Genomic DNA, 14,138 nt, shown 5'->3' on the forward strand with positions numbered 1-14,138 from the left:
TACCATTAAGAGACTATGCTGACAGCATTGTTGAAAAATGAATCGTCCACGCCATACACATACTGTATGGAATAGTCGTACTTGGATCGTTCATCGTCCAGACGGAAACGGAAGCCGTTACAGCCTTTGACTTCCAGCTTGAGCTTCACATCCTGTTTCAGTTCCATTTCAAGCAGGCTTCCGCCGCCATACGTGGAACTGAACAGCCCGCAACAGTTCCCTTTGGGGATAATGACCTCTTTCAGCGAGAAGTCTGCATCATACAACTCTTTCAGACTTACCTTTCCGATATAGGTCAGCAGGTTCGCACCGCAACAGGAATTGATAAGTTCCTCGTAGAATTGCTCGTATGAGACCTGTTCTTTCCCGTTCCTGCTTTTCCGGTTCGGGAAACGCCCGTAAACTTTGTAGCCGTGGCTCGTCAGCAGTTTCTTTACTTGCGCCGGATTGAGGTTCAGGCTGTCTACCATATCCCCGAAGTAGGATGCCTCGTAGCTGTAACCGCCCTGCGATTCAAACCAGTTGGAGTTGATGCAGTCGTAGTCGGAAAGCATCTCCACCCGGATGGGAATGTCATCCGTGTACCTTATCAGGTCTTTCACTACGTCCGAATCGTTCCTGCTGTAAATCTCGTCCCGGATTGCATCCTCATGTTCATCGAAAAAGGCATCGACCTCGTGTTCGTCAAAGTCGTTGAATACAAAGCATTCTTCTTTCAGCTTTTCCATAATCCCATGAACTGCTTCATATTCCGCATCGCCATACCATTCGCCCGCCTTTTCCCACAGGCAATCGCAATTCCGCCTGTCCAGACATTTCCGGATGATGTCCAGGTGGTTGTCAAGGTTGTCGTTATAATCCGTCCATACCAGCGTGTAGGATGGTTCCATGAGGGATTTCACGAAATCCAACGTAAGCGTTCTCTGTTCTTCCATTTTTCTTTACCTGTGTACGGCAGGATTCTGTTTCCCGTACATACCGTTATAAATGACAGAAGCGACCTTGCGGCCGCCTCCGTATTACTATTACCCATACAGTTCTTTCACTATCTCGTCATACCTTTCCTTTACCATCTCCGTCTTACGGTTGAAGTGAAAATATGCGGTGTACCTGTAACCGGTACTTGGCTCTCCGCCGCATTGTCGTATTGCCGTGTCAATATCCCAGTCAATATCACCAATGCCGAGTGATATGCTTGTGCCTTGCAACAGACAACGGGCAAGCCGGAGCGCGGAATCCTTCTTGTTTTCCTCGCGAAGCCTGTCGAAAGCCATCATTGCAATTTGCCGGTTTGAAACCTTCAACTCTTCCATATATTCATCTGTTTGGGTCAGACAATCCCGGCCAGTTGTTTGAACCGCGCTACGATCTCACTGCACTTGCTTTCGGCAAGCCCTTCATGTTTTCGGCAAATGGCACAATATTCCTTCCAGGGCCTGCCTTCAAGCTCGTGTTCGTATGATGACATGACCAGTTCCGGATATTCCTCAAAAAGGATATTGAACGCTTTTCTCCATTTGCGAACCTGCCACGAACCGCTTGCTACCAATTTTATGAATTCAAACATCTGTTTGTCCGTTTTTACATCCAAGTCATAAAAACGGTCTGTTTTCGGCCATACGTTGTTGGAATGCTGCCAGGTCTCAATCTGCTTGTTTTTGGCATTGTATGCCATTTTTGTGATTATCTGGTAACTCATGTTGATATATATGTTTTCAGTTCATTATCATATTGTCCCTTTTCCTGTCGCGGCTTGCCAGCATACCGAAATGGATGCTGAATATGCGCTGTCCGAAACAGACGGGCGAATTGTATTCCATACGCTGCCACAGCGTGAAATGATCGTTTGCATAAGACCAGCGGAAATGTCCCGACAAAGAGCCGAAGGTGGGATTGACGTTCCTTCCGATAAGCATCCTGTTCACATCCATGATATTGTTCGAGGTTAGAATGATGTTCAGGATTTCCACGAAAGCCATCTGCGTGAAACTGTCTGTCGGGAAGACCGGTCCGAGAAAATTGATGTTCATAAGCGTTTGTCTTTTAATCGTAATTGTCATCGAATACTTCAAAACGAGGGAAACAGTTATCGAAATAGTTGCCTGATATGCCCGGATAATACAACAGGCTGTCATCCCCGCTGTCCGGGCAGGAGTCATCGTCGATATAGGTCACGTTCCCGAACAGTTCCAGGTAATGCGCTACCAGCAGGTGCGGGTCTTCCATACTGATGTCGTGTCCGTAACGGTCGCACCAGTCGAAGAAAAAATCCTTGTCGGGTTCCTCCAGCTGCTCCATTGCCTCCCTTATATCGAAGAAGTTGGGACAAAGCCATTCCCTGTTGATAAGCGGGTCCGGGATTTCCTCCCATTTCGTATACCTGTACTCCGGTGTTTCCTCTTCGGGAAACAATTCGGAGCAGGTGCATAGGAATTCTCCCATGTCGCCGAAATCGGACATACGCAGCAGGCTGTCCCTTTCCTGCCGGATGTCGATGAGATGCTGCGTGGTCACTGCCACTTCTGCCTGATTCAAGTCCATAATCTTTTTCATTACAGTTATTGATGCGGAACCGGGGATTTTATTCCACAGGCTCCAAAAGGTCCGTGCCCCGGCTGTGCAGGGTTTTTCGGGGAAATACCGGAGCCTCCGGCGAGGATGATTTTCCCGAAAACCGCTTGCGGCGTGACCTTGCCCAGCCGGTAAAGGTGCGGAGTTACCTTTGCCTGTGGAATGGAATCTGCGGTTATTCATGTTTTTTCATTTTTAGCCGGTTATGCGCTGGCTTCCCCAGCTGATATGTATCTTGCCCTCCCTGTCACGTTCCCTGACCAGCAGGCTCTCGATGACGGACATAGTGACGTCAAACTCCTCGAAGATGTCTGACTGTTCTTTCACCTCACCACTTTTGATGAACTCGTTCAGCCGCTCCTTGGTAAGTACCAGTGCCATCAGGTTCTGCTCCACGGAATCCTTGTAGGTGACATAATGTACGTCCTTCAGTTCTTTGGAATCAAGACGTATGAAGCGGAAGTAGAACTGCTCCATCTTCGGGATATTCCATTGGAGCGATTCCAGAATCACATCGTTACAGGTCGGGATGTTCACCGAACTGCTCAGACTCTGCTGTGTGCAGACCAGTATGCCGTTGACGGTGGAATCGAACTCAGTCACGATGCTCTGCCGTTTCTTGAAGGCCACGTCGCCTTTGACCACAAACACCGGACGGTCCGGAAAGCATTCGCGGAGATGATTCTCGTAAAGGTCGAACGCCGCTATGGAGGTACAGCCGACAGCCACCTTGCCGGGAATCTTCCGTATCAGTTTCTTGATATATCTTGTCTTGTTCGGAATCCCGTCGCCGAAATAGCCATCTATCAGGTGCGGGACGGAGCACGCCTTGATGAGCAGCTTGATCTGTCGCATGAGCCTAAGCCCGGCATCCTTCTTCGCGTCTCCCGTACTATTGTAATACAGCTCGCAAATGCGGCAAAATTCCTCGATAATGACGCGGTAAACCTCGTGCTCGCCTTCAGCCGGGCTGACCGTATGGGTACGTATCTTGTACTTCTCGCCTGCGAAGTCCCTGAACTTGCGGGTGATGATGGTCTTTCCGATAAGCTCCGCCAGTTCATCCTTGTTATACACGTCCTGGTTCTGCTTCTCTATGCCGAATACGGTGGATTTTCCGGGGCAATGACAGGAACGGAAAAGCACATGGCCTCTGAAAGCCGGGAACGGCTCTCCGTAATGCCGGTTGCTTTCTTCCTCTATCTCCTTGTCTCTGTTCTCGTGGTATATCCGGTCGCACCAGCAGACCATGTTGACGGAATTGTTGTACAGCAGTTCAAATTGGCTGTATAGTTCCGCGATGTTGTTCCGCGTGGTGGTTCCCGTGTCGAGTATCTTGTATTTGAGACGGCGGAAAATACTCAAGACAAGCCTTGTCCGTTGTGAAGACGGGTTGGTTATCTCATCGGATTCATCGAAAACCAGACAGAGTTTCCCGGATGTGCGTCTGACAAATCTCGACAGCCCACGTTTCAGTTTGGAGAGCATGGAAGTGGAAAGAATAAGGAACACACCTTCCGGTACTGTTTCAAGGTCGGTATTGTTTCGTACCACACGAAATCTCTCTCGGTTCATGGTCAGGAAGGGTATCCATGTCATGTTGGTGGCGATGGCCGGAGCAAGAATGACGGCATTGCGTACCTTATGGAATTTGAGAAGGTACTTGGCACGGTGGTAGACTGCCGCCGTCTTGCCGGAACCTTGCTGCCAGTTCAGCAGCGCATAGCGTTTCTGCAAGACAAGGTTCAGGTCGTGTTTCTGGAGCCGGGTGAACTCGCAAGTGTCACCGTCCTTGTTGATGAAGGTCATACGGTCGAGGTATTCTTGCAGAAATGGGACTGGTTGCATATCTGCAAACTGCCGGTTCTGGTTTTCGTATTGCCTGCGTTTCTTGCGTATCAGTTTTTCCGCTGCACGTATCTGGCGCATGTTCTTTTCAGTCGGCAGTTCCGGTACGGGAAGTTCGCTCCGTCCCAGCACAAGGTCATTGATACTTGCCGCCTTGTGTGAAACCTTATCCAGCAGGCGGGGTGCATACTGTTTCAGCTTGAATCCGTAGGAGGTCTTCACCAGGGCCACTTCCTTGCGTGGAACGATATTCTGCGAGGTGATATACCTGCGGATGATACCGAGGACTTTGGTCGTGGTCAACTTGTTCTTCTCCCATTGGTTTACCTGTTCCCGGGTGGCATTTCCCGGTGGTTTCTGGTTACGGAATTTCGTGACCAGTGCCTCTGCCTTGTCGATATGCCTGTTCAGCTTGGTGTGGGCTTTCAACTCGTACATGTACTTGGCGAGTTTGTACTCGAATACCTCCAGTTCCTCCTTGTCAATCCGGTTGGTCTCGCGCATCAGGTCGAAGCGTATTTTGTGTTTCATCAGCCTTGCCTCGCGGATGCGCTCTTTCAACTCGGCCATGGAGATGAACTCTTCCGCATTGTAGGGCTGCATCTCGATATACAGCGATTTGCGCAGGAATACCATAATCTTCGTATGGAAGTTATGTACCCCGACAGAGGAGAAGGTTGCGGGATTCAGTCTTGTTTGGCCGACGAAAGAAAATCCGTCATTGACATTCGCGACACGGGTCTTCTCCCAAAACTCGCTCTGCATGAACGAGCCGGGAACGATGACCATCAGGATACCGGCAGGCTTAAGCACATCGTAGGCTTTATCAAGATAGAACTCCTGCGATAATTTGCAGTCGAACTTCAGGTTGAATGGCGGATTGCCGATGATAATGTCGAAGCGTTGCTCCGGGTAGTATTGCCGGATGTCGCATTTCTCGATATGGGTATCCGGGTAGAGATACCTGGCAACGGCCACCGCCTTACTGTCTATGTCGAATCCGTAGGTATTATGATGGTTCGGCAGGTGGTTGAAGAAATTGCCCATACCGCAGCACATATCAAGAATCATTTCTGACGAAAGCGGGTCCAGTATATCCACCATGTCCCGGCATACCTCATGCGGGGTGAAAAACTGTCCCATCTCAAACTCCTTTTTCGCTTCCGCATACTCATTGTAGTTGGCAAAGTCGGACTGCTTCAGATTGTGTAGCCCGCCAATGCCTGTATAGCAGTTGTAAATGCTTTCCGCCGGAATCAGGTCCTTGCCGGAGTCTATGGAGAACAGAATCTTTTCGTTGACCTCGGCCCGCATGTCCTGCGGAATCTGTTGGGGGATGATGGCATACATATCTTTAATCGTTTATGGTTGAATATGAAAACACCCCGCAAGGGTTGACTTACGGGGTGCAGTGGATTTTGTCTCATGGTCAGTTCTCCGGTAATGTGATTTCATCAAGCCGGAGACGTTTGAAGCAACTTTCGGCCGTCGCGCTGTCCTTGAACTTGACATCGATACGTCCGTTCTTGTAGAATCGGATTTGCTCGGCGTTGGTGGTCGTGAGGTCGTACCAGTCACTGACGGATACATCGTTGCGGTCGAAACGGATAATCATGTCTGAGCTGCCGCACAGTACGTCATCCGCACCGTAGGCAATACCTGCGCATAGGGTTTCCAGTTCTCCACCATAGTTGTAACTGATCTGACACTTGTTGTATTGCAGGTAGAAATCATCGAAGCGGATAATTTCAGGAAATACAATCTTGTCCTTTTTCAGCTCCGTCTTGACCTTGCTCCAGCAGGAAGGCTTGACTACTTTGGCTACTCTTGCAAGCAGTTCTTCCACCGCCGTTTCCCGGAAGCTCTTGCCGCCCAAATGCTCAATGACCGCATCCATGTATGTACCATAGACCGGACGGAAACCCATGCGGAGCGTCTTTTCGTCTATCCTTTGTTCTGGCACCGATACGTTGTATGTCCTGTTGAAATAGGCGATGATACGGTTGGCGAAGTTCGAGTTGGCGTTGCGGTTCTTGTCAACCAAATCATTAAGGATATCGAACGGCTTGAACTCGTTGTGCGAATAATCGTCCTTCCCGTTTCTGAGCGAGTAGAGGTCACGCATGGATATTTTCCCGTTGTCGTCGTATGAAAAGTCCCGTTCTGTTCGGTATTGTTCCGCCTCTTCCTTGAAGATGGCATACCAGCGGTCTATCCGGTCAAGCGTCTTGTAGAGCATGTCCTGCTGGTTCTGGCAAAACAGGCGGTCTTGCTCGGTAATCTTGTCCTCGTTTCTTACTTGTACGCTCAATATGCCTGAAAGCAGGTCAGGAGCATTGCCGGGTTTGAATGATGTTGTCGTTTGCATATCTGTTTGATTTTAAGTGTTAGAAATCCTGTGATTGGATACGGTAAAAATAGGTGATGTGCTTCTCCATGTCCTTGACAATCTTCACTTGCTCGGGATGGAAATTGAGTCTTCGCTCCACCGCCGGGGCATCAATCTTTTCCCATTCCGACAGTGGCAGGAAGACATATTCCCTGCGGAAGCACCATACCACGATTTGGTCTTTCCAGTTTCCTTTGAATACCGTTCCTTCGTAGTCTTGCAGGAATTGCTGGAACTTGACTTCATCACGGAAAGCAATCCCGTCGCCATGATAACGGTAGCCTTCTTCCGGCTCATTCCTTTTGTTCAGGTAAAATTTCCGGTAGGTTTCGGTCGTGAAGTTTCCGTACTTGGGATTGGGTTCGGCATAGAACCACAACGGCACTCTTGCCATAAATGCCACCGACCCGTTGGCGCACGCCCCGCAATGTCCCCAGTCCTTGAAGGCTCCTTCCGTCCATTTCATGAATTTCAGTTCCTTCGGATTTACAGAGTGAAATGATCCTCCGCTGACACTCAGACGGATGTTTCCGTTTTCTTCCCAAACGAAGGGTACATACGGCTGTTCGCATACGGAAAGATATCCTTCCTTCACATACTTGTCATCAATAAGGGCGTTTCCGTAATAATCCCCGTGTTCGGTTACATACACCAGCCTGTCACCAATTTGTGGTATGATTTCCGAACGTGTCCGCTCGATGAGTTCCACATAACTGTTGACCATATCCACATCTTCCTGTGTCAGCGAATGCTGATGGTCGTATGAAACGTTCAGTCTTTTGAGCGTTTCGATACCGTACTTGTTCTTTGTTGCCTGTAACATGACATTGTTTTTTTGTTAGTCCGGCTTTTCGGGGGCCGGAGTTCCCGTAACTACAGGCTTTAAAAGGTCGTGTTCCGTACATGCAAGGTTGGCGGGAAAAATACCGAAGCCCTCCGGGGCGAGGATGATTTTTCCACGCCACCCGGAGGGCCTGACCTTGCTTGTACGAAAGAACACGAGTTACCTTTGCCTGTGAGTTACGTGAACTCGGCTACGGTACAGATGTCATTCTTGATTTGGATTATTTTTGAAATCACCGTGAAGATTATACCCGGAAAATTCCGGTATTCAGAGGAAAAACACTATCTTTGCAGAAAGATAAAGAGTTATTTGAAAGCATGAGGAATATGGTGATTCTAAACAGTTTGCATTTTTCTTATCCGTTGCCCATTCTCATGCGGGTTTCATATAATACATTGATAGTCAAATAAAATACTCCTGACTATTACAAATATACTAAAAAGAAACGAATCTAGCTTATCAATAAAAGAAAATCATCTATTCATAATCTTCCAGTTTCCATTCATCCCGCCACTCTATCATCGGTACGCCATCCTTCACAATGACCGGCAAAAACACATAGGTGGCCTTATATACATCTTGATTCGGATTAACAAGTGTATAAAATCTGTCAGCCACTTTGGGAGTTACAAAATCCTTAGGATAAGGACGGTGATCCTTGTACCGGGTCAAGAAAGACTGCCAGTCTTTCTTGGGTATATCCGTTTTATTAGTATGCGGCAGCCAACGATCGGCCATAGCCACATAAAGATCCTTTCCCGGAATTTTTATCACACTTGTAATCTGCGAGCAAAAAGAATGTGCATACTCATCACCTATATGTGGATTCCCTAACACCGTATATTCACCATGATAATCATCGAATACCGCCACTTCCGAGGGGTTGGGAGTATAACTGGTTGTCCCCGATGTATAAATATAATGTTTACCATCCATTACAAAATGTGCCGCCGCCTCACGTGTAAACGGTGGAACCTTTCCAACAAAATGTTCCGAATACCGGCCATTTACATTGGTATAATCATCAGACAGTTCAGCACATATCTGCTCCCAATGAGGACGCTCAAACCAAACATAACCTTTTCCTGTATCGGGATCAGCATACATGTCAAAATCCCCCACAGCAAAACCGTCAGGTTTCAGATTGCGGACAAAATGATAGGGCCCCATAAAATGTTCAGCTTCTAGAATAACAAAATGCCCATCATTACTTTGTGATTTCAGCCAACATACATACCTGCCTGTTTTGGCACAATAAAGAATATGAGGGCGTTCCAATTTCTGACAATGATGCAAAGGTGAATGTGGATCAGTAGCAGGTTCAATTATCCTTCCCTCATCTTTCCAATTGTAAAAATCGGTAGATGAGTAACAACGTACTCCGCCAAACATCCGATTGGTACCAAACAGAGTATAAGTTTTATCCTCACCATACCAATAATATTTGCCTTCACGAAAAGTCACTTGAAACCCATGGGCCTGAATAGGCTTTCCTTCCGTATCAAGCCACACTTCACCAGGACGAATGGACTGATAATTTACTGGAGCAAGAGGATATGTCTGCACATTTAAATAGCGACATTCCCCTCCTGTTTTTTCTATCCTCACCGGACTGCCTGTAGTTACATTGCTGAACCCAAAGAAAGAGGCGTAGTCACAATTATCAATACGCATTACTGTATCACAACTCTCTATCCTTACATCCTTCATTGAAAATTTTGTGGCATCGCATATTTTACCAATCCGATCACAATGTGCTTTGACATTGCCGAAAAAAAAGTTCTTCACCGGTTTCTCCGGTAATGCAGCCACATCCACCAATGTGCTACATCCGGTAATCTCCACATCGTGAATGGAAATATTAGCAAACCACGGCGTAAGCGGAGTTATCTCACGGGCCGGATAACGCTGTGCCAACTCACCTACCCAGCGGGCAGAACCAAGCATATCGCAATACAAAGCCTGTCTTTTCACATTCGCCCGCACCCGTTCCACATATATATTCTCCACAAAACCTCCTCGTGGACGACGGGTCTTAAAACGAAAAGCCTGGTCTGTTCCCTCAAAAACACAATCGTGCATATATACATTTCTCACTCCACCGGCAATCTCAGTACCACATACAATACCGCCTGCTCCCCTCAGTGCTATACTTTTACGTATAACGACATTACTAGTGGGACGATTCACTTTCAATCCGTCCTCACCCCGCCCGGACTTCATGGTATAGCAATCGTCCTGGCAATCGAGCGAACAGTATTCTATCAGTACATCATTACTTGAATCAATATCAATACCATCCGTACGTCCATGCCCGAAACTGTTCACTGTAATCCCCCGGATCACAATGTGTTCACAATATTGTGGTACAATATTCCAATACAGTCCCCGTTCAAATGTAACACCTTCTACAAAGACATTCTTACAATTAATAGGGGCAAATGTCTTAGGTAAAAAAACTCCTTCACCATTCTTTCCATCATAAATACGGTCGGCAAGCGGTTTCCTTATCCCCTTGTCACTAGACATACTCTCATTACGTTTATATATCTCGCAACTGGTAGGCGGTCCAACCACTTTTCCCTTTCCGGTCAATGCAATATTCTCCTGCCCATCAGCATACAGACAAGCTCCAAGAGAGTAAAGCTCTACCCCCTCATCCCGTGTAAAAACAGCCGGAAGATAATCTATTATATTACCACTGAAATGTAATTCCGCTCCTTCCGAAAGATGCAGATTTACATGACTCTTCAAGATAAGACGTCCTGTCCGCCATACACCGGGAGGAACTACCACCGTTCCACCCCCCCGGCAACTCATACTATCAATAGCTTCCTGAATCGGTTTAGTGGACATACCTTCCTGTTCCATTCTTACCAATATGGTAGATTCGGGAAAAACAGGCCGTTCGAACAAAGGCATAACAAACTGTGATTCAACAGGTTCTATGGTATCGGGCATATTCTGAGGCCCAACTTCACCTATGGTCAGCAACGCTATGCCACAAATAATATTTGTTAATGACATAAACTTAATTATTTAATTAATACATTGTAAAAAGCGACGTACCAACCACACTTCACCTGTAATTCCGGAAGGGACCAATCCGTCTGTCGATTTGGCTATTTCGGGATAGGCATAAGTCAGTCGTTTGGATTCAGGCAACGAAGCGTCACCAATCATTCTGTTCATCAACGAGTTTACGACTTCTATTTCCAACTTATTCTCGCCATTTTTCACGAAAGGAGTCAGATTTGCCTCCCACGGAGTACACCAAACAGTTGAAACCTCTTGTCCATTCAACCAAACCCGTCCTATAGAATTCAAGCTGTCAAAACGAAGAATTATTTCTTCATTTGCCGCAGCCTTTCCTAAATTAATTTTTTTACGATAAACGGCTGTACCCGAATAATAGCGAATACCTGAATCGGCATGTTTCGTCCAATCCGTCAACACCGGGAAGACCACTTCTCCAGGTCCTCCCCATCGAGGATCAAAATAAACCTGCCAATCTCCCTTTATAGCTTCCAACCGCTCTTTCTCACGGGTTGGTTTCAACATTAGTTCTTCTTGACTGTCATCAGAAACCACAATGAAACCCGATTCACCGGGAAGCAATGTAATGTTAACATGTAATCCTTCCGCTACCAAACGAGCCGGCAACCCATATCGTTTACCAGTTACAGGATCCCAATAAGAAGCATTCGATAAAGAGGTACGCAGAACCACCTCGTCTTTAAATGGTCGCGGACTATGATTATTAATAAAATAAACATCAGCATCCGCCAAGCGCCTATGAGCAAAATAGACCTTATCTGTCGGAGTATTCCCGCTTACAATACCCATATCCGGACGAATACCTGCTTGATGCAAAGCCTCCGCCAATGGCATCCCCCAATACAACGTTCCTTTTCCTACAGACCGTTTACCCGAAACAACGTCTTCCTTCCCCCACAATTGATCCACAATCTTTTTATACTCAACAGCATCCACCTTGTCTTTAAGAGAAGCAGAGCTATCGGGACGGGGAGCATAAACCACTCCTCCTTGTTCAATCAACTGAGCAATATGACGCAACACGTGTAAAGGCATATCATTATTACGCTGCACAACCAACATTTTATAACACATGCCATCAGGTAATGCTATCTCGCTTCCATGAGCAGACATACGAGTTGTCAAAGCTTCTGATGTGCACACATCCCAATCATAACCTTCCGGTATTTCGGGAAGACGATAAGTCAGCAGTTTCACCGGTGGATTTTGTCCTACATAAATACAAAGATCCACCACAGACATTCCTTTCCGCATCAATCCGGCACAACGCGCCTGATAATCCCAAAAGGGACGGCTATATTCCCAATAAGTATTATTCCGATTCAGACAATAGTGGCGGCCACCTCCTGTACTGCCGGGATATTTATCCAACCAAGGCTGGTAAGCAGAAGCACACACAACAAATTCATTAACCTGAGCCGCATAAGCAAAATCAGCAAGATTCTTTAATTCTGCCAAAGAATGACTGAACTTAGCATCCGTATATGCCTCAGCCGAAGCAATACGTTTTCCGTAAATATGCGCTGCCGAAGAAGCTTCCTTTATATCATAACTGCCATGTATATGCTTTGCCCAAAATTCTCCTTGCGGTTTCTGAACACGTCCTTTCGCTTGCAGGTTATCAGCCACAAGACTTAGCCCGTTACCGGTTGCCTGTGCTGTAAAATCCACACCAGCCTTATTACATAAGGTCTGGAGAGTTCCAAAATAATTATCAGAAATAACATCAGCAACAGTACGACGCAAGTCATAAAGGAAAGCATCAGTCTCAGTAACCGAGCCCACAATATATCCCATCATGGCAGGTAGATATGAAAAAAGATCATACCCCTTACGACGCAGGAATTCTTGTTCAAATCCCGGAGTCCAATTCTGAGCCCCCGCTTCATGACTATCCATAATTACTCCATCAGGCTTCAAATTGATAGCGGAAAGCGTATCAATCATCCTCGCAGCATAATTATTCCATTGTGTAGTCACTGCTTCTACAGACATCTTATCACACTCCAAGCCTTTCAAGTTCGCACGACCATGCTTAGACGGTCCTCCTGTTGACTCATGCGCAAAGCGCATAATCACCCAATCACCTTCAGGCACATCCCATTCCAGTCTTCCATCCGTTCCCATCTTTGAAGTTAAGTCAACAATCGTTTTCGGATCAATAATCTCCTCATCCGTATAAGCCGGAGTCAGGTTTTTCAAAATATATTCGGAATAAAAGCCCGCACGCTCTTCCCACTGGTCTATACGGGCACGAGACGATAATGCGACATTGCCCAAAGCCATTTCAGGACGTTGATCTCCGGCAAGACACCAATCATGTAAATTCAAACGAAAGTATCGTCCGGTCACTGCCGGAAAAGAAGCTGTTTTCTGATCCCATCGAGAAGCAGCAGCTTGATAAATGGGTTTTAAATCGCACACCTTACTATAATTTATGCCGTCATCCGAAACCTCCAACTGCCCCAAAGGTGGCTGTTTTACATAACTCGATCCATAAAATTCATCAGCAGGAGCTCCCGGAACATTCATGGCACCGGTAGATGCCTTACTCCGCTTACTTACCCGATAAGTAATAGAACGAGCTGTGAAAGAAGTTTCAAAATCCAGATTTATATAAACAGACTTGCCAGGCTGCTGGGGAGGTATAGTCGTCAATCTGCTTTTTTTACAAAAGAAATCTTCAGCGGAAACTCCCGGCAAATTACATGTTACCTTTGGACGCTGACTATTATTTGTCATCCATTGATTTTGAGGAACAGGAAACGCCAATACTGCAATATCCCAAAACTCATCATCACCCGGTGCTGGTAATACCGCTGCAAACTGTTGTTTTCCTCTAATAATAGTATCACTCGCTGTCAGACGTTGCATACTTAAAGCTTTTGTAATCCAAGGTCCTCCCGCCACATATCCATTCGAAAGGTTTATTTCAAAAGAAAGTCCGACACGCTTTGCCTCAGATGCTGCAAACTTCAACATTTCCCACCATTCAGCAGAAAAAGCGGGTAATGCATGCTCTCCTTTTCCATGCACCTGATCGTAATAAACCACTCCTCCTACACCGGCACGCTTGTAAGCTTCCAAATCAGCAGTAATTCCTTCACGAGTCGTTTCCGTCTCACCATGAAACCACCAAACCTTAGTACGTGCAGAATCTGCCGGATTGGAAAACTCATCCCACGCTTCTTTGATAGTTGCCGAGTCTGCTACATCCGGATGAGATGGAGAACCTGTACAACCGACCACGATATAAATCAAAGCCAATACTTCTATAAATCGTTTATTCATCATTCTATTAATTTTTATATAAAACATTATTATCATTTACTCTAACAGCCACATCGAGAACGGCAACTGTTTCTGCGACTCACTGTCTTTTTACTTTTATTCAATCTCACAATACCCACATAAAGATCGTTCTTTGAG

At 46.5% G+C, this 14,138-nt stretch carries 10 protein-coding genes; all 10 read right to left on the minus strand.

What is annotated here, in order from left to right; genetic code table 11:
• Positions 1-5: 5 nt before the first annotated feature.
• The 10 genes from ACYQ0C_RS17995 to ACYQ0C_RS18040 all read right to left on the minus strand — a co-directional run bounded on the left by ACYQ0C_RS17995 (position 6) and on the right by ACYQ0C_RS18040 (position 14,003).
• A complete protein-coding gene (locus ACYQ0C_RS17995; RefSeq protein ID WP_242357873.1) occupies positions 6-935 on the minus strand; it encodes a hypothetical protein in 930 nt (309 codons plus the stop codon).
• 90 nt (positions 936-1,025) lie between these two features.
• On the minus strand, positions 1,026-1,313 hold the full coding sequence (locus ACYQ0C_RS18000; RefSeq protein ID WP_025076896.1) for a hypothetical protein: 288 nt from the start codon (positions 1,311-1,313) through the stop codon (positions 1,026-1,028).
• 17 nt (positions 1,314-1,330) lie between these two features.
• Positions 1,331-1,699: a hypothetical protein gene (locus tag ACYQ0C_RS18005; RefSeq protein ID WP_025076895.1), complete on the minus strand. Its 369-nt coding sequence runs from the start codon at positions 1,697-1,699 to the stop codon at positions 1,331-1,333.
• Positions 1,700-1,715: 16 nt separating this feature from the next.
• On the minus strand, positions 1,716-2,030 hold the full coding sequence (locus ACYQ0C_RS18010) for a hypothetical protein (protein ID WP_025076894.1): 315 nt from the start codon (positions 2,028-2,030) through the stop codon (positions 1,716-1,718).
• Between the two features lie 13 nt (positions 2,031-2,043).
• Positions 2,044-2,541 carry a hypothetical protein gene (locus tag ACYQ0C_RS18015; protein WP_025076893.1) on the minus strand — a complete coding sequence of 166 codons (498 nt, stop codon included), beginning with the start codon at positions 2,539-2,541 and terminating at the stop codon, positions 2,044-2,046.
• Positions 2,542-2,766: 225 nt separating this feature from the next.
• Positions 2,767-5,769, minus strand: a complete 3,003-nt coding sequence (locus tag ACYQ0C_RS18020; protein ID WP_242357874.1) for an N-6 DNA methylase — start codon at positions 5,767-5,769, stop codon at positions 2,767-2,769.
• A 79-nt stretch (positions 5,770-5,848) separates the two neighbouring features.
• The gene (locus ACYQ0C_RS18025) at positions 5,849-6,787 is read right to left on the minus strand and encodes a hypothetical protein (RefSeq protein ID WP_025076892.1); all 939 of its coding nucleotides are present in this window, start codon (positions 6,785-6,787) and stop codon (positions 5,849-5,851) included.
• Between the two features lie 19 nt (positions 6,788-6,806).
• Positions 6,807-7,631 carry a DUF4121 family protein gene (locus ACYQ0C_RS18030; protein ID WP_025076891.1) on the minus strand — a complete coding sequence of 275 codons (825 nt, stop codon included), beginning with the start codon at positions 7,629-7,631 and terminating at the stop codon, positions 6,807-6,809.
• Positions 7,632-8,129: 498 nt separating this feature from the next.
• Positions 8,130-10,679, minus strand: coding sequence for a glycosyl hydrolase family 28 protein (locus ACYQ0C_RS18035; RefSeq protein WP_016277748.1), 2,550 nt, complete (start codon positions 10,677-10,679; stop codon positions 8,130-8,132).
• Between the two features lie 12 nt (positions 10,680-10,691).
• Positions 10,692-14,003, minus strand: a complete 3,312-nt coding sequence (locus tag ACYQ0C_RS18040) for a glycosyl hydrolase (protein ID WP_016277749.1) — start codon at positions 14,001-14,003, stop codon at positions 10,692-10,694.
• Positions 14,004-14,138: the final 135 nt, after the last annotated feature.

The sequence above is a fragment of the Phocaeicola sartorii JCM 17136 = DSM 21941 genome (genome assembly GCF_054653615.1).

What these genes read in the sequence shown, in the direction of transcription:
- ACYQ0C_RS17995 (WP_242357873.1), bottom strand. Translation starts at nt 935, where the DNA reads ATGGAAGAACAGAGAACGCTTACGTTGGATTTCGTGAAATCCCTCATG.
- ACYQ0C_RS18000 (WP_025076896.1), bottom strand. Translation starts at nt 1,313, where the DNA reads ATGGAAGAGTTGAAGGTTTCAAACCGGCAAATTGCAATGATGGCTTTC.
- ACYQ0C_RS18005 (WP_025076895.1), bottom strand. Translation starts at nt 1,699, where the DNA reads ATGAGTTACCAGATAATCACAAAAATGGCATACAATGCCAAAAACAAG.
- ACYQ0C_RS18010 (WP_025076894.1), bottom strand. Translation starts at nt 2,030, where the DNA reads ATGAACATCAATTTTCTCGGACCGGTCTTCCCGACAGACAGTTTCACG.
- ACYQ0C_RS18015 (WP_025076893.1), bottom strand. Translation starts at nt 2,541, where the DNA reads ATGGACTTGAATCAGGCAGAAGTGGCAGTGACCACGCAGCATCTCATC.
- ACYQ0C_RS18020 (WP_242357874.1), bottom strand. Translation starts at nt 5,769, where the DNA reads ATGTATGCCATCATCCCCCAACAGATTCCGCAGGACATGCGGGCCGAG.
- ACYQ0C_RS18025 (WP_025076892.1), bottom strand. Translation starts at nt 6,787, where the DNA reads ATGCAAACGACAACATCATTCAAACCCGGCAATGCTCCTGACCTGCTT.
- ACYQ0C_RS18030 (WP_025076891.1), bottom strand. Translation starts at nt 7,631, where the DNA reads ATGTTACAGGCAACAAAGAACAAGTACGGTATCGAAACGCTCAAAAGA.
- ACYQ0C_RS18035 (WP_016277748.1), bottom strand. Translation starts at nt 10,679, where the DNA reads ATGTCATTAACAAATATTATTTGTGGCATAGCGTTGCTGACCATAGGT.
- ACYQ0C_RS18040 (WP_016277749.1), bottom strand. Translation starts at nt 14,003, where the DNA reads ATGATGAATAAACGATTTATAGAAGTATTGGCTTTGATTTATATCGTG.